Here is a 21,871-nt window from a genome sequence, read left to right as displayed (position 1 = left end):
AATAACTACTTATTTAATATAGCGAGATTAAGTGTGATTACTTTGAAAGAATTGTGAAGAAAGTTAAAAGTTTTTAGGATGATTTTCATAAAACATAAAACACATTTCAAAAGGGATGTTTTCTATGTTTATGAAGATTTCTTTGTATTTGATAGATACATCCTAACAACCGCATTAGCAAGACATTGAGAGGAATCAACAAAATCCTCACTCGCCACCACATTCAAATCGGTGCATGCGATAATTACCGTATCAACTTCCTCTCTCAATTGTAAAACGAGCGCATTCCACAATTCGCGAGCTTCTTCAACCTCCCCAGATTTAATATAAGTAATGATTTGATTAATCATTTCCTGCCATTTTTCATGATGAATGTACTCTATATTACGTTTTGCAATCCCATCTTGGTAAATCCCAGCTTGAACAGTTGCTTCTGTTGCGAGAAGAGCGACTCTTTTTGTATTTTCAGGAATTGCTTGTAACGTTTCATCGACTATATTTAAAATCGGGATAGAAAGCGAACGCTGTAATTCTTCAAAATAAAGATGCGCCGTATTGCACGGCATAGTGATAAAGCTTGCGCCAGTACTTTCAAGTTTTTGTGCTCCGTCAATAATCGCCTTTTTCATCGCTTCGTGATCAATAGGGCGATCCATGTAAAACGGTGTTGGGCACGAATAGATCATCATATGAGGAAAGTCCATATCATACTTTGCTCCGTATATTGTTTGGCACCTTGCTACAACTGTATCGACGAATGGCCCAGTTGATTTTGGTCCCATTCCTGCTAGTATTCCGATCATTGTTTCGTCTCCTTTAAGAATGTTTACATCCATTATATAGGAGAATAACAAAAAGACGTGCAGTGAGTACACGTCTTTTTTTGTTATGTTTTGTCGAACAATCGATATATCCGAGAAATCGTTGATATATTGTAAGTTATGATAGATATATCGAAAAAATCGTTGATATATCCCGAGTTACGATAGATATAATTGAAAAATCGTTGATATATTACCCCGCATTAACGGGCAGTAAAACTCCCACCTTAAAATTCGCCTGGAGCAAAGAGGTTAGGTGGGAGATAAACTGCCCATAAATGCCCGATTGGTTCAACTAATAATCAGTGGGGATGCCCCCACTGATTAAAGTTTCACTTTATCGCTTCTCAATCGCCACAATAAATGGCGGGTTATTTTGCTGGTTAATGAAGCCGTAGCGCAGTACGTGTGCTTGTTTTTGGTCTAATTCTTCGGCAAATTTGAGAACAGCGTCGCGTTCTACTTGTCCTTCTGGGTGTCCGTGGTAAATAACAAGGACGATGATACCTTCAGGTGCCATTACTTCTAATAATTGTTCGATCGCTGAGATTGTTGAGTTCGGTTTTGTAACGATATGCTTGTCTCCGCCTGGAAGGTAACCTAAGTTGAAAATTGCGCCTGTTACTTTTCCTTTTGCATCTTCTGGTAATACGGATAGAAGTGTATCGTGACTATCGTGAACTAAAACAGTACGTTCGAAAAGTTCTTTTTCTTTTAGACGAGTTGTTGAGCTTTCAATTGCCTCTTTTTGAATATCAAATCCAAATACTTTTCCGTTATCTCCAACGATTTCAGCTAGGAAGCAAGTGTCATGGCCGTTTCCTAAAGTTGCATCTACAGCGTAATCGCCTTCTTTTACTGCCGTTTGCAGAAGCGAGCGAGCAAACGGTAATACACGTTCTAATTTCATTTTTGTTTCTCCTCATTTGCATATTTTCCTTGCCAGCTTCCGCGGCGTACAAATTCTGCATCAATGGAATTTAATACTTCCCATTTATTTAAGCTCCACATTGGACCAATCATTAAATCAGGCGGACCGTCACCTGTGATACGGTGCACAATTACGTCTTCTGGAATAATTTCAAGTTGGTCAACAACGAGACTTACGTAATCCTCAAGAGAAAGGAACTCGAGTTGTCCTTTTTCATATTGCTTCACCATTGGCGTTCCTTTTAATAAGTGAAGTAAGTGGAGTTTAATTCCTTGTACATCAAGCTTCGCTACTTCACGAGCTGTTTCCATCATCATGTCGTAATCTTCAAGTGGAAGGCCGTTAATAATATGAGAACAAACTTTAATGCCGTGCTTACGTAATTTATTTACACCTTCAACGTAAGAAGGATAATCGTGAGCACGATTAATAAGATTTGCAGTACGTTCATGGACGGTTTGTAGTCCGAGTTCAACCCAAAGGTAAGTGCGTTTATTTAAGTCCGCTAAATATTCAACAACATCGTCCGGTAAACAATCTGGACGAGTCGCAATAGAAAGACCGACAACGTCTTTTTCTGCTAGAAGCGGTTCGAATTTTTCTTTTAACACTTCAAGTGGTGCATGTGTATTTGTGTACGCCTGGAAATAAGCGATACATTTTCCATCTTTCCACTTTGAGCGCATTTTTTCTTTCATTTCATGATATTGCGTTATAACATCATCGCGGCGATCGCCAGCGAAGTCACCAGATCCAGCAGCACTGCAAAATGTACAACCGCCATAAGCAACTGTACCGTCACGGTTCGGGCAATCAAAGCCAGCATCTAATGAAACTTTAAAGATTTTTTCACCAAATTCATTTCGTAAATGATAATTCCATGTATGATAACGTTTATTGTCGTTTGTATATGGAAAAGGGTTTTGAACCTTCATTACTTTCCCTCCTAAGCCGAGTCAAAATGAAACAAAATCCATTATAACATACTCATAAGGTTCAGATGGAAGGGACACACTAAAGGGGAATTGAAGCAAGGAGGGACAATTATGGCAGAGCGTCAATCACTTGAATCGTATATTACACAAGCGGAACAAGCGGTGGAATATGCGAAAGAACAATTAGACCAAGGTATGAGACAAGAGCATTATAATACGATGGAGTATTCGGATGCGCAGTTACAATTAGAACAAGCGTATAACGATTTACAAACGATGCAACAACATGCAAATGATGAGCAACGTGAGCAATTAAATAGAGCACGTATGGCAATTCGCCAATTGCAACATCAAATGATTATTACACCGCACTAATAAGGAGTGAATGTAATGGCGAAACGTTCAGATCAAAATAACCCAGAACAAAAAACGCAAAATGGACATAACGCTGAGTTTTCGAATGAACTTGATCCGATTGTTCAAGTAAAACAGCGTAATAGTAAAAAAGGACAACCTCAAAAATCGAAACAATCAGAGTAGACCAGGTCGCAATATGACCTGGTTTTATTTTGCTATATGACAATAATGTAAGATTCCTGTAAGGTTTGTCGATAGTTGTGAGCAGCTTTCTCCAGTAGAGTAAGAAAGGATTAAGTTTTATACAAGGAGTTGCTTTATGGGGAACAATATTATAAACAAGCGAATTGATGAGTTAGATTACATTCGTGGCTTTGCACTACTAGGGATTATTTTAGTAAATATTTTAGCACTACTTAATATTAAAACTCCAGATCCTAATACAGTAGATGCTAGCTATCAAAGGTTTCTATACTTATTTGTAGAAGGTCGTTTCTTCTCGATTTTCTCATTCTTATTTGGAGTGGGATTCTATATATTCATTACAAGAGCGATTGCGAAAGGGAAAAATGGATATGTTCTATTTTTCCGCCGCGTAGTTGCATTATTTATTTTTGGTTTGATTCATTACATGTTTCAGCCTGGAGAAGCGTTAACGTTATATGCAATTTGCGGATTAATCGTTTTACCGTTTTATAAAGCGAAAAAACAAGTGAACTTAGTAATTGGTCTTATTTTGACAATAGCCTTTAGTGTAATGGGTGTTAAAGAACTATTACCACTTGGTTTAATTTTATTAGGTCTTGCTGCAGGACAATATCGTGTATTTGAAAATCTTTCGCAAAATATAAAGAAAGTCGCTATTTTTACAGGCATTATGTTTGTTTTAAGTGTCATAGCTGTATGGTATCAATATGGACACGTGCCTGCTGGCCCATTTGTAAATATGATATTGATGAATGAAGACGGAACAATGGATGCTGCAAGCCAGTTTCTAAAAATTGGTATTACTGTTGGACCAATTATTTCAGCTTTCTATGTAGGAGCATTAATTTTATTACTTCAGTTAAAACCAGTTCAAACATTATTAGCACCATTGAAATACTATGGTCGTATGGCTTTAACAAATTATATCGGACAAACGGCAATGATTTTAATTGCCGGTAGTGTATTTAACTTTGCAGGTAACTTAACTTACATGCAGACTTTATATGTATGTATTGCAATTTATGCAATTCAAATTGTATTTAGCGTAATTTGGATGAAAATCTTTAAAATGGGTCCATTAGAATGGATTTGGCGTGTTATTACGTACTGGACGGTAACACCTTTAAAGAAATAGAGAGAGAAGTGGGCTGTTCCTTTTGTGGAGCAGCCTATTTTTATTTTCAGCTTTTGTAGTTGCGCCGATATATTTGAAAAATCGCCGATATAATTTCATTTACCAATTCGATATGTCACTAATATTCAAAGTAGTAAAAGCCAAACTTACACGCCCACCTTCTTTATATTACAAAAGTGTAAGGTAAATGTAATGTTAACAAATAGCAGTTCACCTCCAAAAGGCGCAAAATAGGTAATGGAAAAACAAGCGTAGGAGGATATATATGACGAAACCAGTTGTAGACGTGAAAAACGTTCAAAAAGTGTACGGTAAAAAAGGTGAGAACCAATCACACGCGTTAAAAGGTGTGTCATTCTCAATTCAAGAGGGTGAGTTTGTTGGAATTATGGGACCATCTGGTTCTGGTAAAACGACATTATTAAATGTAATTTCAACATTAGATAAAGCAACGGGCGGCGTTGTTGAAATTGCGGGTACGGATATTACAAAAATGAAGCAAGGTGAGCTTTCTGATTTCCGTTCACAAAAATTAGGATTCATCTTCCAAGATTTTAATTTGTTAGAAAACTTATCTATTTATGAAAACATTGCACTTCCACTTTCCTTGCAAGGTGTTCCATCACGTAACATTGGACCAAAAGTCGAGAAAGTAGCGGATATGTTAGGGATTACAGAAATACTTCAAAAGTACCCATCTGAAGTATCTGGTGGGCAAAAGCAACGTTCGGCAGCAGCGCGTGCTTTAGTGCATGAGCCGGCAATTATTTTAGGGGACGAGCCAACAGGAGCGCTTGATTCTAAAAATGCAACGAGTTTACTTGATGCGATGACAAACTTAAATAAAGATCAAGGCGTATCTATTATGATGGTTACACATGATCCGTACAGTGCAAGTTACTGTCAGCGTATTTTATTCATTCAAGATGGTGAGCTATATAAAGAAATTCACCGCGGCGGTACACGTGAAGAGTTTTATAAAGAAATTTTAGATGTGCTTGCGGACTTAGGCACACAAAAAGCGTAAGAAAGGAGGTTCTAGAGCATGTTATTCAAACTTTCCATGTCAGGGCTAAAGAGTAAGCTAAAAGATTATATCGTCTTACTTGTTGGTCTTGTCATGTCGATCTCAATTTTTTATATGTTTCAAACGTTAGCACTAAATGAATCATTTCTTGAATCTAATTCAGTGATTAAATCAATCGGATTTGTATTCCAAGCAGGTTCATTTTTATTAGCAATCATAACGTTCTTCTATATTTTATATGCGAACTCTTTCTTACTATCTCTTCGTCAAAAAGAGTTTGGTATGTATATGATGTTAGGAGCAAAAAAGCATAAAGTTACATTACTTATGTTTATTGAGACAATTGTATTAGGCGCCGCGTCTCTTGCAATTGGAATTGCAGTTGGTGTAGGACTTGCAGAAGGTATCGGTCAATTATTAATGAAACAATTAGAATTTGCTGGTGAAGGCTATAAAGCATTTTACCTCCCATCTATGACTGTTACTTGCATCTTCTTCTTTGCATTATTTGTACTATCAGCAATTATGAACAGTATTAAATTATCACGTATTTCTGTATTGCAACTTGTACATGCAGATGCACAAACAGAACGTGTTGCAGTAAAAGGGAAAATGACAGGTTTAGTTGCCTTCCTTGCGGTTATTTTATTAGGAATTGGCTATGCATCAATGATTTATATGGAAAAATTAAGAGAGATGGGAATCCTTATTGCATTAATTACAACAACAGCTGGTACTTACATGTTATTTGGATCACTTCTTCCAGTTATTATTAAAAAGTTAAAAAGTAATAAAAAGCGTAGTGAAAAAGGACTTAACGCTTTTACATTTGCACAATTAAATTTCCGTATTAATAACTTAACAAAGGTACTTGCAACAGTAGCGATGTTAGTTGCTCTTGGAGCTGGTGCAATTTCAGGTGGTATGGCGTTTAAAAATAACGTTATAAAAATGGTTGATGGTTTAGTAATCTATGATTCAGTAGTTCATAATCCGACAGCTGAAGAAAAGAAAATTTTAAACGGTATTACATTTAAAGAGAAAAGCGAATATCGTTACAAAGTAGATGATAAATACGTTTACTATGTAAAAGAAGATTTAGAGAAAAATCGTCCTTTAGTAAAAGATATGGAAAATATGAAGTCGATGAAGGATTTAGTAAATACGAAGAAGGCTGCACAGGAATTACCAGTAGGTGCAGTTTCTAGAGAAATGAATGAAAAAGATGCGAACGCTAAAGAACTTCCAGAAGAATGGGTAGATGCTTTTAGCACAATTCATCCATATTATATATACGAAGATCATGCAATTAAAATTGTAGATCAAAAAATGTACGATGGGATAAGTGGTAAAGAAGGTATAGCATTTATCGGAAAAGCAGATGATTTCTTAACATATACAAAAGAATGGAAAAAACTTGACGAGTTGCAATTAGATAAATATAAAAATGTAACAGCTGAAAGAATGAACAGTAAATATCAATCTTACGACATGTTCTATGGTGTTGCGAGCGGAACAGTGTTTATGGGCTTCTTCCTTGGAATTGCTTTCTTAGCAATGATGGCAAGTTGTTTAATGTTCAAAATTCTTTCTGGTGCATCAAAAGATATTACACGTTATCAAATGCTTCGTAAAATCGGGGTGCGCCGTGAATTATTAACAAAATCAATTTATAAAGAGTTATTCTTAGTATTCCTATTCCCAGCAATTGTAGGTATTGCTCACGTATTAGTTGGTATGAATATTTTCGGATTTATTTTACTTGATCCGTACTTCCGTATTTGGGTACCAATCGTAATTTTCGTAGTTATTTACACGATTTATTACCTTATTACAGTTCAATTGTATAAAGGAATTGTTCTTCCGAAAGAAGATTAATAATAAAAACCGAGCAAAAACGCTCGGTTTTTATTATTTTCAGAAAAAACGCTTTAATGTTACTGAAATGTATAATATGATGTAAGTAAGTAACGTAATATAAAAGTAGAAGTAGCTGTATAAGGAAAGGAGGAATCCAATCTGTAGAAAGAAGCTAAGCTTTTATCCCCACATTTTTTACCGCAACGTATTTATACAATCGTAAGTTTCCACATTGAAAGTTTTCAGAACCACCTGAGTATATTGTGAAAATAATGGATAACACATGGAAATCTCATAGCATGATAAGGTAAAATGGACAACATAATGAGAAAATTACCGTTCATAAGATGAGGAGAATACATGTATGGAAGTTGTAGAGGCATTAAAAGATATAAGCCAAATTGAGGCTATGAAAAAATATTTAAAAGAGCACTCCCAGCGAGATTATCTTTTATTTGTTATTGGAATTAACACAGGATTAAAAATTACAGAATTACTTAGCATGAAATTTGAAGATGTATTAAATGAAGATGGGACTGTTAAAGAGTTTTATACTCTTCCTGTGAAAGATGAAAAATTCAAACAAGATATTTATTTAAATACAAAAGTAAAAGAAGCGCTTTTAGATTACGTACAATCTATTGGCGTTAAAAGAGAAAATTACGTATTTCAATCTAATAAAACGCCAAATTCAATTACGCGCCAACAAGCGTATCGTGTAATTCATAATGCTGCAGAAGCAGTTGGAGTTGTTGGTAAGATCGGAACGAATTCAATGCGAAAAACATTCGGATTTCATGCGTACAAAAGAGGGATAGCGATTGCGCTGTTGCAAAAACATTTTCATCACGCGACTCCATCAGAGACGCTAAAGTATTTAGGTATTTCAAAGGATGAGACCTTTAAAACGGAGATTGATGTCGATTTATAAAAGCCGTAACTAAAAGAATTAGGAGGCGGAAAATATGAATATTAGAGAGAGTGAACTGCCGGGTATTGGATGTAAGTTTGAAGTGATTACAAAAGGTAATGAAAAGATGGTTATCGTTATTCATGATGATGGCCGAAGAGAAATGTACCATTTTGATGCTGATCATGAGGAGAGTATTTCAAGCGTCTCTCTTCGTGATTCCGAAGCGAGACAAATTGCAGCTATATTGGGCGGAATGGTATATAGACCACAAGCTTTAGATACGATTGAAATGGCCTTTGAAGGATTATCAATTGAGTGGTTTAAGGTGGAAAATAATGCACCAGTCGTACAAAAAACAATTGGTAGTTTACATGTCCGAAACACATATAACGTAACGATTATTGCCATTTTGAAAAAGAATATGAAGAAGTTCTTTAATCCAGGCCCAGATTCTATCATTGAAGCTGGCGATATGCTCGTACTATCAGGTGAAAGACATGAAGTAAAAAGAATTATTAATGAGTTGCTTTCAGTAGGAGGGGATTCATAATCGATGGATACTTTAATCTTTGAAGTTGGGACTGCGTTAGTATTAGTCGCTTTTGCAGCTATTCTCGCTGCAAAGTTAAAGTTCTCGATTATTCCGTTTCTCATTATACTCGGTATGCTAGTGGGGCCCCATGCCCCAGATTTAGGGATTATCGATTTAAGATTTATTGAAAGCGGAGAAGTTATTTCCTTCCTCGGCCGTGTTGGCGTTATATTCCTCTTATTCTATTTAGGCTTAGAATTCTCAATTAAAAAATTAATTAAATCAGGAAAGTCAATTGCTTTTGGGGGAACTGTTCATATATCGCTTAATTTTATATTAGGTTTACTTTACGGATATATAATGGGTTTCCCCTTATTAGAAACATTAATTATTGCTGGGATCATAACAATTTCATCGAGTGCAATTGTTGCGAAAGTAATTGTTGATTTAAGAAGATCTGGTAATAAAGAGACGGAGCTAATTTTAGGAATCATTATGTTTGATGATATCTTTTTAGCCGTATATTTATCGGTCGTTTCAGGATTAGTACTCGGAGGGGCAACGTCATTTGTAGGTGCTCTTACATCTATTTTAATCGCAGTAGGGTATATGCTACTATTCTTTGTAGTTGCTAGAAAAGCTACACGATTTTTAAATAAAATGTTAGATATTTCGTCCAATGAAATTTTTATTATCGTAATATTCGCTATTTTATTCTTTGTAGCAGGATTTTCAGAAACGATTCATGTCGCGGAGGCAATTGGAGCATTATTATTAGGGCTCGTCTTTTCTGAAACAGAGCATAGTGATCGAATTGAACAGCTCGTTGTTCCGTTTCGTGATTTCTTTGGAGCTATATTCTTTTTCAGCTTCGGTTTAAGTATAGACCCATTTTCACTTGGAGGAGCAGTGTGGTTGGCATTAGGAGCAGTTTTCATTACTCTTATCGGTAATTTTACTGCTGGAATGGTTGCGGGGCGTAAAGCTGGGTTATCGCATAAGGCTTCTACGAATATCGGTTTAACACTTGTATCACGCGGAGAATTTTCCATTATCGTCGCGAATATTGGAATTGCGGGCGGCTTAATGGCAACTATTAAACCATTCTCAGCTTTGTATGTTTTAATATTAGCATCGTTAGGACCTTTGTTAACGAAAGAATCTGGGAGAATATATTCCTTATTAGATAAAATATTTAAATGGAGCGCTAAAGAAAGTGCGAAGCGAGAAAAGGAAGTTGGATAGTATAAAGAGGCTGCATGAAGTTCATGCAGCCTCTTTATACATTGTTACTGTTGTCATTTTTTGTCGGTAAGTCGATATATTTTAATAATCGCTGATATAATCCAAGAAGCAATCAATATAATTTCATTTACCGTTGAACCATTATCTGAATTTCATCAACTATTAATCAGTTGCCTTCCTATTTAAAAACGACTACAATTTTACTGTTATATATATGATCGAAAAAAATAGAATAGGAGGGGAAACTATGCCAAGGAAAGTATGGCTATTAGTAGCTGGGATGATTATTAATGTCACGGGTGCTTCTTTTTTATGGCCTTTTAATACAATTTATTTGCATGATCACCTAGGAAAATCTTTATCTGTGGCCGGAATGGTATTAATGATCAATTCGCTTACTGGTGTAATCGGAAACTTGCTCGGCGGTGTTTTATTTGATAAATGGGGCGGTTATAAATCAACTTTAGTAGGGATTGTGATTACACTTGTATCGATTTTAGGTCTTGTGTTCTTCCACGGTTGGCCGTTATATGTTGTATGGCTAGCGTTAATCGGCTTCGGTTCTGGAATGGTCTTCCCATCGATGTATGCGATGGTTGGTACGGTTTGGCCAGAAGGCGGAAGACGGGCATTTAATGCGATGTACGTTGGACAAAATGTTGGTATTGCGATCGGAACAGCATGTGGTGGATTAGTTGCATCGTATCGTTTTGATTATATTTTCTTAGCGAATTTTATTTTATACTTTGTTTTCTTTTTAATTGCTTTTATTGGATTCCGCGGTATGGAAGACAAGAAGGAGCCAGGAGTGCAAAAAGAAGTCGAAACGAAAAAAGGGTGGTCACTTACACCTGGATTTAAAGCACTTCTTATCGTGTGTGTAGCATATGCTTTATGCTGGGTTACATACGTACAGTGGCAAGGAGCGATTGCAACACATATGCAAGAATTGAATATTAGCCTTCGTCACTATAGTTTACTATGGACGATAAACGGAGCGATGATTGTTTGTGCACAACCACTTGTTAGTATGCTAATTCTTTGGATGAAGCGTTCTTTAAAACAGCAAATTATGATTGGAATCTTCATTTTTGCGGCGTCATTCATTGTGTTAAGTCAAGCGCAGCAATTTACGATGTTCCTCGTTGCGATGGTAACATTAACAATTGGTGAGTTATTTGTATGGCCTGCGGTTCCAACGATTGCAAATATACTTGCACCAAAAGATAAATTAGGATTTTATCAAGGTGTCGTAAATAGTGCGGCGACTGTAGGGAAAATGTTCGGACCGGTCGTTGGCGGAGCAATTGTGGATTTATACAATATGGAAGTATTGTTTATAGCAATCATGGTAATGCTTGTAGTAGCGCTTATAGCAACGAGCATTTATGATAAACGAGTAAAAGTAGAAGAAACAGTTGAAGAAAAAATTGCAGTTTAGTTTGACGGAACATGTAACATGTTTTAGAATATATTTAAATAAAACAACCTTTAGAACAAGGGAGATAGCTCGGCTGTCTTAAGATGAATTCGTTAGTTATTAAGAGTAACGATTAACCGAGAAGTCCTCGCTTTAAGTAAGCTCTTAAGAGATACTAGGTGAAGGATAGTTCACTTAACTTATATGTGTAATAACAGTGAGAAGGAGTAGTAGTAATAGAAGCTGGTTTAGAGAGTTGACGGTCGGTGCAAGTCAATCCACGTTTCGTTATGAACTCGCCTTTGAGTTGCAGTTGTGAAACTAATAGTAGCAATTGCCGTTAATCCACGTTACGGATCTAAGCGAATGTATATTTGTACATTAATTTAGGGTGGTACCGCGGGAATCTATAACCTCTCGTCCCTTTCTAGGGATGAGAGGTTTTTTGTATTTTGGGCGGTGAAAATAAATAGAATTTCAAGGAGGGTATCTCATGAGCTTTAATCATCAAGAAATTGAGAAGAAGTGGCAAGGGTACTGGGAAGAGAATAAAACATTCCGTACGCCAGATGAGACAGAAAAACCAAAATTTTATGCACTAGATATGTTCCCATATCCATCAGGTGCAGGCTTACACGTAGGACATCCAGAAGGTTATACAGCGACAGATATTTTATCTCGTATGAAGCGTATGCAAGGATATAACGTTCTGCATCCAATGGGATGGGATGCATTTGGTCTTCCAGCAGAGCAATATGCACTTGATACTGGAAACAGCCCAGCTGAATTTACAGAGCATAATATTAATACGTTCCGTAACCAAATTAAATCATTAGGTTTCTCTTACGATTGGGACCGTGAAGTAAATACAACAGATCCAAACTACTATAAGTGGACGCAATGGATCTTCCTAAAACTATTTGAAAAAGGCTTAGCTTACGTTGATGAAGTACCTGTAAACTGGTGCCCAGCACTTGGTACAGTACTTGCAAACGAAGAAATCATTGACGGTAAGAGTGAGCGTGGTGGACATCCAGTTGAGCGTCGTCCGATGAGACAGTGGATGTTAAAAATTACAGCTTACGGAGATCGTCTATTAGAAGATCTAGATGAGCTTGATTGGCCTGAAAGCTTAAAAGATATGCAACGTAACTGGATCGGTCGTTCTGAAGGTGCAGAAGTACACTTCAACATCGATGGTACAGACGAGAAATTCACAGTTTTCACAACGCGCCCTGATACATTATTTGGTGCAACATACTGTGTACTAGCTCCAGAACATGCACTTGTTGCAGAAATTACAACAGCAGAACAAAAAGAAGCGGTAGAAGCTTACATTAACGCTGTAAAAATGAAGAGTGACCTAGAGCGTACAGAACTTGCGAAAGAGAAAACTGGTGTATTCACTGGTGCTTACGCAGTTAACCCAGTAAACGGTGAGAAATTACCAATCTGGATCGCTGACTATGTTCTTGCAACTTACGGAACAGGTGCTGTAATGGCAGTTCCAGCTCACGATGAGCGTGACTATGAATTCGCATCAGTATTTAATCTTCCAATGAAGGAAGTTGTAAAAGGCGGAGATATTACGAAAGAAGTGTACACAGGTGATGGTGCACACGTAAACTCAGCATTCCTTGATGGATTAAATAAAGAAGAAGCAATCGCAAAAATGATTGAATGGCTTGAAGCAACGAGCGCAGGAAATCAAAAAGTAACGTACCGTCTACGTGACTGGTTATTCAGCCGTCAACGTTACTGGGGTGAACCAATTCCAGTAATTCACTGGGAAGATGGTACAATGACAGCTGTGAAAGAAGAGGAATTACCATTAGTTCTTCCGAAAACAGAAAACATCCGTCCTTCAGGTACAGGTGAATCACCACTTGCTAACATTGACGAGTGGGTAAATGTTGTTGATCCTGAGACTGGTAAAAAAGGTCGTCGTGAAACGAACACAATGCCGCAATGGGCTGGTAGCTGCTGGTACTACCTACGTTACATCGATCCAAACAATAGCGAAGCACTTGTAGATCCTGAAAAAGTAAAACAATGGCTTCCAGTTGATATTTATATCGGTGGTGCAGAACATGCCGTACTTCACTTACTATATGCTCGTTTCTGGCATAAAGTATTATACGATATCGGTGTAGTTCCAACGAAAGAGCCATTCCAACAATTATTCAACCAAGGTATGATTCTAGGTGAAAACAACGAGAAAATGAGTAAATCAAAAGGTAACGTTGTAAATCCTGATGATATCGTAGCAAGCCACGGTGCAGATACACTTCGTCTATACGAAATGTTCATGGGACCATTAGATGCTTCAATTGCTTGGTCTGAAAATGGTCTTGACGGAGCTCGTCGTTTCCTAGACCGCGTATGGCGTCTATTCGTTCAAGATAACGGTGAATTAAGTGAGAAAATTACTGACGCACCAAATAAAGAGCTTGAAAAAGCTTACCATCAAACAGTGAAGAAAGTAACAGAAGACTATGCAGAGCTTCGCTTCAACACAGCGATTTCTCAAATGATGGTATTCATCAACGATGCATACAAAGCTGAAACACTTCCGAGAGAATATGTAGAAGGTTTCGTAAAAATGATTGCACCAGTTGCACCTCATATCGGGGAAGAGCTATGGAGCAAACTTGGATACAATGAAACAATCACATATGCAAGCTGGCCAACATTTGATGAGTCTAAACTTGTAGAAGATGAAGTTGAAATTGTTGTTCAAGTTATGGGTAAAGTTCGTGCAAAACTAACAATGAGTAAAGACGCATCAAAAGAAGAAATGGAACAACTTGCACTTGAAGCAATTCAAGACCAAATTGAAGGGAAAACAGTTCGTAAAGTAATTGTTGTTCCTGGAAAACTTGTTAATGTTGTTGCAAATTAATTTATTCTAAATAAAAGCTCAGAGTATGTATACTCTGAGCTTTTTTGTGTAGAAAATAATCTCTGGATCACCCTAGTCTAAGTTTTCAATTATTCCAATACGTACAAATAAAAGAGCGGAATTCCAATACAGACAAACACCTATTTTTCTATAGGAAATATGATAAAAAAGGTAGGCTAAATTGAGTAGAAGAGGTGAAAGGAATGAAAGGGATGGACAATAATGCACCACATGGCTTTTTCGGAGGTGGATCGGATAGTTATGAACAAATGATGTTAATGGGAGGCGGACAACAAGGATATGGCGGAATTCCGAGCTGGATGGGTGGAACACCTGGAGGATTTTCCACATCAGTAGCTGGAGCGCAAACTGGAATTCCAACATCAACAGGAGGATTTCCATCATCAGTAGCTGGAGTGCAAACAGGAATCCCAACATTTGTAGGCGGAGCAGCGGGAGGAGTACCAGTAGGCGTACCAACTACATTCCCATCTTTCGTTGGAGGAGTAGGTGGTTATCCACAAGGTTTTTACGGTCAACATGGCCACCACGACGGTCATCATGGACATCATCACCACCAAGGACACCATGGCCATCATGGCCACCATCACCACCAAGGACACCATGGCCATCATGGCCACCATCACCACCAAGGTCACCACGGTCATCATGGCCATCATGGACATCATCAACAACAAGTACATCACCACGGCCACCATCATATACATCCGCAGGCTGTTCTTTATCAAATTCATCAAGATCACCATGGTCACCATGGCCACCACGGCCACCAAGGACACCATGGTCATCATGGCCACCATCACCACCAAGGTCACCAAGGTCATCATGGACATCATCAACAACAAGTACATCACCACGGCCATCAAGGCCACCACGGTCACCAAGGTCAACATGGTCATCAAGGTTACCAAGGCCAACAACACCAACAACACCAACAACACCAACAACACCAACAACACCAACAACACCAACAACACCAACAACACCAACAATACCAACAGTATCAACAACAATCTTCTCCTTGGACAGGTGGAATTGGAGCAGGAGGAGCGGGGGCAGCAGCAGGAGCGGCTAGCATTAGTGGAGCTGCAGGACATGCGGGACACGTGGGTCATTAATGATTGCCAGAAAAAAAGACATAATAAAAAACTGCTAGGAAATCCTAGCAGTTTTTTTCAGCTTCTTGACGCTGACGTTCAATTTCAGCACGAAGTTGTGGTTCCGGTGCTTGCCAGCCTTCTGGCTTTAGAATCTTACCGTCGCCTTCACGGAATCGAGGCTTCCCATCAGGGAATAGTTTTGCCATGTTGGCGTTGTTTACAATTTCGAATCCTTTATCTGGACGTACGCCCATTTCTGCAAACGTTCCGAATGCAAAGTAAATAAGGTCAATCAGTGCATCGTATTGATCTTCAACAGTCGTTGCCTCTAGAAATTCTTCTAGTTCTTCCTGCATAAAACTTGCACGGATTTTTGCACGCTCTTCTGTTAATTTTGTTGGAGTATTTGTCACAGGATGTCCGAATACTTCATGCATTTTCGCAACAAGTTCGTATCCTTTATCTAAACCTTTTTCGTTTGTCATGTTGTTTCATCCTTTCTTACGTTATGCCGAAGTTTATTGTAACATAAGGTGATTATGAAATGAAAAGAACATCTTATCGAAATAAGATGTTCGCTCGTTATTCTTCTTTTTTTATTAAAAGGGATGAAATAAGATCGATGCCAAAAATACCGACCAGTAACATTGGTATAACGACAAGCAAGTAACGTGTGAAGGAAACATTTTTTAAGTATGTATGAGCAAATAAAAAGACGCCGAGAAATAAAATACCATTTAAAATAGGCTTTACTAATTTTTTAGACATAAGCTCCCCCATAAATATCTTCTCTCTCTATTTGATAATAAAAAAACTCCTCTCTCCGTTGTATCATGCTGGAGAGAGGAGTTCAATCATTTCTCATTCAATGACACCAGAATTTGTAATATTTACGGTGTATTTTATATGAACCGGAACATCTTTATACATTTGTCTCCATTCTTCTAATTTGAATGGGCGATAATGTTGCTTATACTTTGCACCTAGCCCGAGAGGGTCGACGCCTAAAGATTTAAGTTGCTTAATTAACTTAGCAGCTTGTTTATCTAATTGTTTTTGGACATCTTTTTCAATGTTTTTTGTGTTCTTGTTATTTTCTAAGTTAATTTGTTTTGATAGTTCTTGAATACGTGCATCAAGACGAACGTTAATGAAAAAAGAAGGCTTTCCATTTTTAATTTTTATATCGTAAGTTGGAACAGAACGAATATTATTAATCATTACGTACGCAGAATCTGTTTTAAATTCATGTGAATCTAATTTATGTTTCTCTAATAGTCCTTTAAATATGAACATATCTTTTTCCGCAATTTTACCGATATATTTATCTTTTTTAAAAAGGCCAATTCCGGTAATTTTTATTTTATCACCATGCTTCTTTAGAATGGGAATATAGTAGTCTTTTCCTTCTTGATAATAGCGAAATGCTCCTATATGTAGATTATCCGCTGGTAAAGGTCCGGTCTCCATGTTATGTTCTAGCAATTTTTTTATATAAATTGCAACGTTGTATGAAGTCGAATATTTGCCCTTTAAAAGTTCAGTACCATTCCCATCTAATAAAGCAGCATATAAAGCGTTCCCTATATTCACATCTCGAAGTAATGTATCGAATGAAGTAGACATTCCTGTTTTGGCAAGCCTTATTGTATATAGAGCGACACGCATTTGTCCGCTAGCAAATGGTTGAGAAGACTCTAAAGATGTGTCTGCTTTTACTTGTTTTACTGCATTTGCACTGCCTTCAAAAACTTGAACTTTATTTCCTTTTTTCTGAATGGGACAAACGAATGTCACTTTTACTTTATTATCTTTTGCGACATCAAAAACGCTTCCTTGAATAAGTTGTACATCATCGATAATATTTTTTTGTAAACATCCAATTAGACTGAAGAATGTTATACAAGAAATAAGTATTAATTTGCTTGTGCTTTTGATTTTTTCCATTTTCTTTTCACCCACACAATAATAAATAGGATTGGGATGTATACATAAATGAGCCAAAAACTAACTTTTGATACATTACTAATAAAGTTATTAATATCGTGTCTGTTGGTTAAAAGTTGCGAAACAATGAGAGTGATAAAGATAAAAGCAATTAAAATACCCCTTTGTTTTACACGGAATATTTCATGTGTTCCTCTCATTGACGCCCATAAAGGGAGGATGAAACTTGAAATAATAACGAGTGCATAGCCTGAAATTGCAATATATTCGAGTCTTTCTATAAATGGTAATTGAATGACTTGGGTCATAGAAAGTTGGGCCCATATCGTTTTTAACAATTGTTTTTCACTAAAAAATGCAAAGGCTAAAAGGGTGCTAAATAAATATAGAAGATTTGAAAATAGTGCTCCAAACTGAGCGTATTTATGAGATTGCATAGGCTTTTTCACAAATGGATACACCATGAGGTAAATTTCAAAACCGGTCATACTGTAGATTGACAGTTGAGCGGATTTTAAAATGTCTGAAAAAGAATGTGTGAATATAGGTAGTAAATTATCCCAATGTGAATATTTCAAAACGAATAAGCTTAGAAATAAGTATCCTAATGTACCACCAACAGAGATGACGCAAATACCGGTAATTACACGAAATCCAGAAGAGATAATGTAATAGCTAACTAAGCATAAAAAGAGTGTTAACATAAAGGTGGAAGCGGTAGGAAACATCCATACTTGAATAATTTCAACATATGTTCGGATGACCGAAATACTAACGATTAAAAAATAAGCCATAAAGATGATGCTAATGCCATTTCCTAGCCATTTTCCAAATGTTTGCCGATGTAAATCAACTAAATTCCCATTTGTTTCTTTTAATAAGACATACATCATCCATATAAGAATATGGATGAAAATTCCTGTGATTATAACTCCCATCCATCCGTCGTATCCAGCGGCCTTTGCGATGATTCGAGCGAATCCGAGAACTCCAGCACCAAACTGTGCACCGTGAATTAAGAAGAAAACAAAGATAGGAGATATTTGATATTTTTCTTGAACTTTACTCATCAATGCACCTCATTTCTCAATCATCAAAATCTGATCTATGTTTTGTTGAAATTCCTTTCGCTGCTTTTTTTACATGTTGTGGTCTTGCTTGCACATCTCTCGTATCAATCATTGTTAATGGAAAACGAATCCAAGAATCTTTAACTGATTGTTGCCTTGTCGGATAAAACAAAGCGTACGGCTTACGTAAGGAAGTAAGTCTAAAGAGATGAGTAAATAAAAAGATAAATCCAAGAGAAATCCCGAACAATCCGCCTATTTCTGCAAACATAAGAAAAGGAAAGCGTAGTAATCGAACAGCGTTCCCCATTTTATAAATAGGTGTAATAAAGGAAGCGAGTGCCGATAGTGCAACGATAATTAATAAAATGTTACTCGTTAACCCAGCTTGTACAGATGCTTGCCCGATTACGATACCGCCTACAATACCGAGTGTTTGCCCAACTTTCATCGGTAACCTTGCGCCGGCTTCTCTTAATAAATCAATTGCAAGTTCTAAAAAGAGCGCTTCAATTAAAGGTGGGAATGGTACTTGTGCCCTTGATAAAATCAAAGTTTCAAGTAAATCACTTGGAATAAGTTCATAATGATAATTTAAAACTGCAACGTATAACGGTGTAGCGCAAATTGAAAATAGAACGGCAATTAATCTTAAAATCCTTGAAAATGTAGCGTACATCCAGGAGACGTTATAGTCTTCTGGTGAAATGAAAAAATCGAAATAGGATACAGGTGTTAGTAAAACACTTGGAGAACCATCAACGAAAATAGCGATTTTTCCATCAATTAGTGCTTTTGTAACTCTATCAGTACGTTCTGTATTGATATAGAGAGGGAAAATCGATTTTTCACCCATTAATTCTTGTAAATAAGCACTATCATTAATTTGATCATATTCAAGAGCGCGTAATGACTCTTCTAGAAAATCTACATTATCTTTTTCAGCAAGGTTGTCTAAATACATCATGACAACTTTTGTTTTTGAAAACTCGCCAATAATCATTTCTTTTGTTTGTAAATCTAAAACAGGAAGACGTTTTCGAACTAAATTAATGTTTGTATCAATATCCTCTACGAAACCTTCTTGCGGACCAATAACAGTTGATTCGTTTAAAGGAGGGGTTGGTGCACGATAATTATCAATTGCAATGTTTGCAAGCATACATTTTTGATCTTGCTGATTCAATTGAATAATCGCATGCCCCTTTAAAACCATATCCTCAATTTTTTGTAAGTCGTTCGTAATTGTAATGCCGCTCATTGGAATATGTTCTTTCAGCTCTTCTAGTGAAGCATTAGGTCGTTCCAAAAGAGTAGGCATTAAATATTTTTGTAATTTCTCTCCATCAAGCGAAGGACGATAGTAAGAAATCCAATAAGGCATCGTTTCATCGTCGGATGTATGATAATTCACAAAATCACTAGATTTTTTCAGCTTCTCTATTAAATTTTGTAAAGAATGGATACGGTCTTTTTCTGGTTTCGTAAAATCATAAATACTATTACCTTTAGAGTTTTGTTGCTTACTTTGAGAAGGTTCATCTTGCTTAGCGTTTTGTTGTTTATCTTGAGACGAATCACCTTGTTTAGCACCTTGTTGTTTATCTTGAGAGGAATCCTCTTGTTTAGTACTTTGTTGCTTATCTTGAGAGGAATCATCCTGCTTAGAGTTTTGTTGCTTATCCTGAGAAGAGTCATCTTGTTTAGAGTTTTGTTGCTTATCCTGAGAGGAATCCTCTTGTTTAGCACTTTGTTGCTTATCTTGAGAGGAATCATCCTGTTTAGAGTTTTGTTGCTTATCCTGAGAAGGTTCATCTTGTTTAGCGCTTTGTTGCTTATCCTGAGAAGAATCTTTTTGTTTAGTACTTTGTTGCTTATCCTGAGAGGAATCCTCTTGTTTAGTACTTTGTTGCTTATCCTGAGAGGAATCCTCTTGTTTAGTACTTTGTTGCTTATCCTGAGAAGAATCTTTTTGTTTAGTACTTTGTTGCTTATCCTGAGAAGAATCTTTTTGTTCGTGATTTTTACCTTTATTATGTTTCATACTTCTAGTCTGTTCTTTGTTATCATCCTCTTCATTGTTAGAATGCTGCTCCTGATTATCTGTTTCGTTTGCTTCTGGTTTATTTGATTTTTTTTTCTTACGTAACCAATTCCAAATCATGTGTATACCCTCTTTAATCTTGTAATATAGTGCTATTTTGTGGCTAATTTTGTATATTATTCATTTATTTATGAAAAGAAGAAGGAGATTAGTTTGCATGGAAAAAAATCTTTAGTAAGCAGTTCATACTATAACGGGAAGAGGGAGAATCTGTGCAAATTGTAAAAAAGGAGAAGTTTGTTTTAAAAGGGTTTACGTTTGAAAATGGCAGGGAAATTCCTGTTCAAATGGGATACGAGACATATGGTACGTTAAATAGAGAAAGGTCAAATGTGATTTTGGTTTGTCATTATTTTAGTGCAACAAGTCATGCGGCAGGAAAATATACAGTGCATGATGAGGAGTCTGGTTGGTGGGATGGGCTCATTGGACCTGGAAAAGCAATTGATACAAATAAGTATTTTGTTATATGTACAGATAATCTTTGTAATGTGCAGGTGAGAAATCCATATGTGATTACAACAGGACCGAAATCGATTAATCCAGAAACTGGAGAAGAATATGCTATGGATTTTCCGGTTTTTACATTTCTTGATGTAGCTCGTATGCAATATGAGTTAATAAAAGGTATGGGAATTTCAAGGTTACACGCTGTAATTGGACCGTCGGCAGGGGGAATGATTGCACAACAATGGGCGGTTCACTATCCACATATGGTAGAGCGGATGATTGGCGTTATTACGAACCCACAAAATCCAATTATTACGTCAGTAAACGTAGCGCAAAATGCGATTGAAGCAATTCAACTGGATCCAAGTTGGAAAGGTGGAAAATATGGAGAAGAGCAGCCGATAAAGGGGCTTCATTTAGCAAATAGAATGATGTTTATGAACGCGTTTGATGAGCATTTTTATGAAATGGCATTTCCTCGTAATAGTATAGAGATAGAACCTTATGAAAAGTTTTCTACACTAACATCATTTGAAAAAGAGATAAATAAAGCGACATATAGAAGTATAGAGTTAGTAGATGCAAATTCATGGATGTATACTGCAAAGGCAGTTTTATTGCATGATATTGCACATGGTTTTTCTTCATTAGAAGAATCTCTTTCTAACATAGAAGCGAATGTACTTATGATTCCATGTAAACAAGATTTGCTTCAGCCGTCTCGTTACAACTATAAAATGGTAGATATTTTGCAAAAACAAGGGAAGTATGCGGAAGTGTATGAGATAGAAAGTATAAATGGGCATATGGCGGGAGCATTTGATATTCATTTATTTGAAAAGAAAGTTTATGAATTTTTAAATCGGAAAGTATCTAGTTTTGTTTAGAAGACAA

General features: G+C 36.7%; 20 protein-coding genes and 1 other annotated feature. Of the genes, 12 read left to right on the top strand and 8 right to left on the bottom strand.

Going from position 1 to position 21,871, the window contains the following annotated elements:
- Positions 1-128: 128 nt before the first annotated feature.
- The 3 genes from DN401_RS07185 to mnmL all read right to left on the bottom strand — a co-directional run bounded on the left by DN401_RS07185 (position 129) and on the right by mnmL (position 2,687).
- A complete protein-coding gene (locus DN401_RS07185) occupies positions 129-803 on the bottom strand; it encodes an aspartate/glutamate racemase family protein (RefSeq protein ID WP_146718247.1) in 675 nt (224 codons plus the stop codon).
- A gap of 355 nt (positions 804-1,158) precedes the next feature.
- The gene (gene mnmM, locus DN401_RS07180) at positions 1,159-1,731 is read right to left on the bottom strand and encodes a tRNA 5-(aminomethyl)-2-thiouridylate-methyltransferase MnmM (protein WP_000764472.1); all 573 of its coding nucleotides are present in this window, start codon (positions 1,729-1,731) and stop codon (positions 1,159-1,161) included.
- Complete coding sequence (gene mnmL, locus DN401_RS07175) at positions 1,728-2,687, bottom strand: tRNA modification radical SAM protein MnmL/YtqA (RefSeq protein WP_000868032.1); 960 nt, start codon at positions 2,685-2,687, stop codon at positions 1,728-1,730. Before mnmL ends, mnmM begins: the two co-directional genes overlap by 4 nt.
- 111 nt (positions 2,688-2,798) lie before the next feature.
- Here mnmL and DN401_RS07170 point away from each other — a divergent pair, with 111 nt between their 5' ends.
- From DN401_RS07170 to DN401_RS07115, 11 genes are all read left to right on the top strand, one after another.
- On the top strand, positions 2,799-3,062 hold the full coding sequence (locus DN401_RS07170; RefSeq protein WP_000840869.1) for a YtzC family protein: 264 nt from the start codon (positions 2,799-2,801) through the stop codon (positions 3,060-3,062).
- 15 nt (positions 3,063-3,077) lie between these two features.
- A complete protein-coding gene (locus DN401_RS07165; protein ID WP_001129340.1) occupies positions 3,078-3,227 on the top strand; it encodes a hypothetical protein in 150 nt (49 codons plus the stop codon).
- Between the two features lie 136 nt (positions 3,228-3,363).
- Positions 3,364-4,386: a DUF418 domain-containing protein gene (locus tag DN401_RS07160; RefSeq protein ID WP_000527695.1), complete on the top strand. Its 1,023-nt coding sequence runs from the start codon at positions 3,364-3,366 to the stop codon at positions 4,384-4,386.
- Between the two features lie 265 nt (positions 4,387-4,651).
- Positions 4,652-5,413, top strand: a complete 762-nt coding sequence (locus DN401_RS07155; RefSeq protein ID WP_000165844.1) for an ABC transporter ATP-binding protein — start codon at positions 4,652-4,654, stop codon at positions 5,411-5,413.
- 18 nt (positions 5,414-5,431) lie between these two features.
- On the top strand, positions 5,432-7,291 hold the full coding sequence (locus DN401_RS07150) for an FtsX-like permease family protein (protein ID WP_149287642.1): 1,860 nt from the start codon (positions 5,432-5,434) through the stop codon (positions 7,289-7,291).
- Between the two features lie 346 nt (positions 7,292-7,637).
- The gene (locus DN401_RS07140) at positions 7,638-8,204 is read left to right on the top strand and encodes a tyrosine-type recombinase/integrase (protein ID WP_000454210.1); all 567 of its coding nucleotides are present in this window, start codon (positions 7,638-7,640) and stop codon (positions 8,202-8,204) included.
- 34 nt (positions 8,205-8,238) lie between these two features.
- Entirely contained in the window at positions 8,239-8,736 is a 498-nt protein-coding gene (locus DN401_RS07135; protein WP_001026053.1) for a cation:proton antiporter regulatory subunit, read from the top strand.
- A gap of 3 nt (positions 8,737-8,739) precedes the next feature.
- Complete coding sequence (locus DN401_RS07130) at positions 8,740-9,963, top strand: cation:proton antiporter (protein WP_000380163.1); 1,224 nt, start codon at positions 8,740-8,742, stop codon at positions 9,961-9,963.
- A gap of 247 nt (positions 9,964-10,210) precedes the next feature.
- Entirely contained in the window at positions 10,211-11,404 is a 1,194-nt protein-coding gene (locus tag DN401_RS07125) for an MDR family MFS transporter (RefSeq protein ID WP_149287641.1), read from the top strand.
- Between the two features lie 187 nt (positions 11,405-11,591).
- Positions 11,592-11,811, top strand: a binding site (T-box leader).
- Positions 11,812-11,876: 65 nt separating this feature from the next.
- On the top strand, positions 11,877-14,285 hold the full coding sequence (gene leuS / locus DN401_RS07120) for a leucine--tRNA ligase (RefSeq protein ID WP_000009461.1): 2,409 nt from the start codon (positions 11,877-11,879) through the stop codon (positions 14,283-14,285).
- A 203-nt stretch (positions 14,286-14,488) separates the two neighbouring features.
- Entirely contained in the window at positions 14,489-15,424 is a 936-nt protein-coding gene (locus tag DN401_RS07115; protein WP_149287640.1) for a hypothetical protein, read from the top strand.
- A gap of 44 nt (positions 15,425-15,468) precedes the next feature.
- Here the strand turns inward: DN401_RS07115 and DN401_RS07110 are convergent, their stop codons facing one another.
- The 5 genes from DN401_RS07110 to DN401_RS07090 form a co-directional block, all read right to left on the bottom strand.
- On the bottom strand, positions 15,469-15,891 hold the full coding sequence (locus tag DN401_RS07110; protein WP_000180554.1) for a pyrophosphohydrolase domain-containing protein: 423 nt from the start codon (positions 15,889-15,891) through the stop codon (positions 15,469-15,471).
- Between the two features lie 97 nt (positions 15,892-15,988).
- A complete protein-coding gene (locus tag DN401_RS07105; protein ID WP_000038781.1) occupies positions 15,989-16,174 on the bottom strand; it encodes a hypothetical protein in 186 nt (61 codons plus the stop codon).
- A 93-nt stretch (positions 16,175-16,267) separates the two neighbouring features.
- Positions 16,268-17,353: a spore germination protein GerHC gene (gene gerHC / locus DN401_RS07100; protein ID WP_000411389.1), complete on the bottom strand. Its 1,086-nt coding sequence runs from the start codon at positions 17,351-17,353 to the stop codon at positions 16,268-16,270.
- Positions 17,323-18,423: a spore germination protein gene (locus tag DN401_RS07095; RefSeq protein WP_000049053.1), complete on the bottom strand. Its 1,101-nt coding sequence runs from the start codon at positions 18,421-18,423 to the stop codon at positions 17,323-17,325. The genes gerHC and DN401_RS07095 overlap by 31 nt, the downstream gene beginning before the upstream one ends.
- A 16-nt stretch (positions 18,424-18,439) precedes the next feature.
- Positions 18,440-20,587, bottom strand: a complete 2,148-nt coding sequence (locus DN401_RS07090; RefSeq protein ID WP_075676845.1) for a spore germination protein — start codon at positions 20,585-20,587, stop codon at positions 18,440-18,442.
- Positions 20,588-20,739: 152 nt separating this feature from the next.
- Here DN401_RS07090 and DN401_RS07085 point away from each other — a divergent pair, with 152 nt between their 5' ends.
- The gene (locus tag DN401_RS07085; protein ID WP_001167639.1) at positions 20,740-21,864 is read left to right on the top strand and encodes a homoserine O-acetyltransferase family protein; all 1,125 of its coding nucleotides are present in this window, start codon (positions 20,740-20,742) and stop codon (positions 21,862-21,864) included.
- Positions 21,865-21,871: the final 7 nt, after the last annotated feature.

The organism is Bacillus sp. BF2-3 (assembly GCF_008368795.1).
GTDB lineage: Bacteria > Bacillota > Bacilli > Bacillales > Bacillaceae_G > Bacillus_A > Bacillus_A cereus.
The sequence above is the reverse complement of the archived record's forward strand: the minus strand, read 5'-3'. Positions and strand labels throughout refer to the sequence as shown.

Bases quoted from the DNA above. Each gene is read 5' to 3' on its own strand.
- DN401_RS07095 (WP_000049053.1), bottom strand. From the start codon at position 18,423: ATGAGTAAAGTTCAAGAAAAATATCAAATATCTCCTATCTTTGTTTTC.
- DN401_RS07160 (WP_000527695.1), top strand. From the start codon at position 3,364: ATGGGGAACAATATTATAAACAAGCGAATTGATGAGTTAGATTACATT.
- DN401_RS07140 (WP_000454210.1), top strand. From the start codon at position 7,638: ATGGAAGTTGTAGAGGCATTAAAAGATATAAGCCAAATTGAGGCTATG.
- DN401_RS07125 (WP_149287641.1), top strand. From the start codon at position 10,211: ATGCCAAGGAAAGTATGGCTATTAGTAGCTGGGATGATTATTAATGTC.
- DN401_RS07090 (WP_075676845.1), bottom strand. From the start codon at position 20,587: ATGATTTGGAATTGGTTACGTAAGAAAAAAAAATCAAATAAACCAGAA.
- DN401_RS07115 (WP_149287640.1), top strand. From the start codon at position 14,489: ATGAAAGGGATGGACAATAATGCACCACATGGCTTTTTCGGAGGTGGA.
- DN401_RS07135 (WP_001026053.1), top strand. From the start codon at position 8,239: ATGAATATTAGAGAGAGTGAACTGCCGGGTATTGGATGTAAGTTTGAA.
- DN401_RS07150 (WP_149287642.1), top strand. From the start codon at position 5,432: ATGTTATTCAAACTTTCCATGTCAGGGCTAAAGAGTAAGCTAAAAGAT.
- leuS (WP_000009461.1), top strand. From the start codon at position 11,877: ATGAGCTTTAATCATCAAGAAATTGAGAAGAAGTGGCAAGGGTACTGG.
- mnmL (WP_000868032.1), bottom strand. From the start codon at position 2,687: ATGAAGGTTCAAAACCCTTTTCCATATACAAACGACAATAAACGTTAT.
- DN401_RS07170 (WP_000840869.1), top strand. From the start codon at position 2,799: ATGGCAGAGCGTCAATCACTTGAATCGTATATTACACAAGCGGAACAA.
- DN401_RS07105 (WP_000038781.1), bottom strand. From the start codon at position 16,174: ATGTCTAAAAAATTAGTAAAGCCTATTTTAAATGGTATTTTATTTCTC.
- gerHC (WP_000411389.1), bottom strand. From the start codon at position 17,353: ATGGAAAAAATCAAAAGCACAAGCAAATTAATACTTATTTCTTGTATA.
- DN401_RS07130 (WP_000380163.1), top strand. From the start codon at position 8,740: ATGGATACTTTAATCTTTGAAGTTGGGACTGCGTTAGTATTAGTCGCT.
- DN401_RS07165 (WP_001129340.1), top strand. From the start codon at position 3,078: ATGGCGAAACGTTCAGATCAAAATAACCCAGAACAAAAAACGCAAAAT.
- DN401_RS07155 (WP_000165844.1), top strand. From the start codon at position 4,652: ATGACGAAACCAGTTGTAGACGTGAAAAACGTTCAAAAAGTGTACGGT.
- DN401_RS07185 (WP_146718247.1), bottom strand. From the start codon at position 803: ATGATCGGAATACTAGCAGGAATGGGACCAAAATCAACTGGGCCATTC.
- mnmM (WP_000764472.1), bottom strand. From the start codon at position 1,731: ATGAAATTAGAACGTGTATTACCGTTTGCTCGCTCGCTTCTGCAAACG.
- DN401_RS07110 (WP_000180554.1), bottom strand. From the start codon at position 15,891: ATGACAAACGAAAAAGGTTTAGATAAAGGATACGAACTTGTTGCGAAA.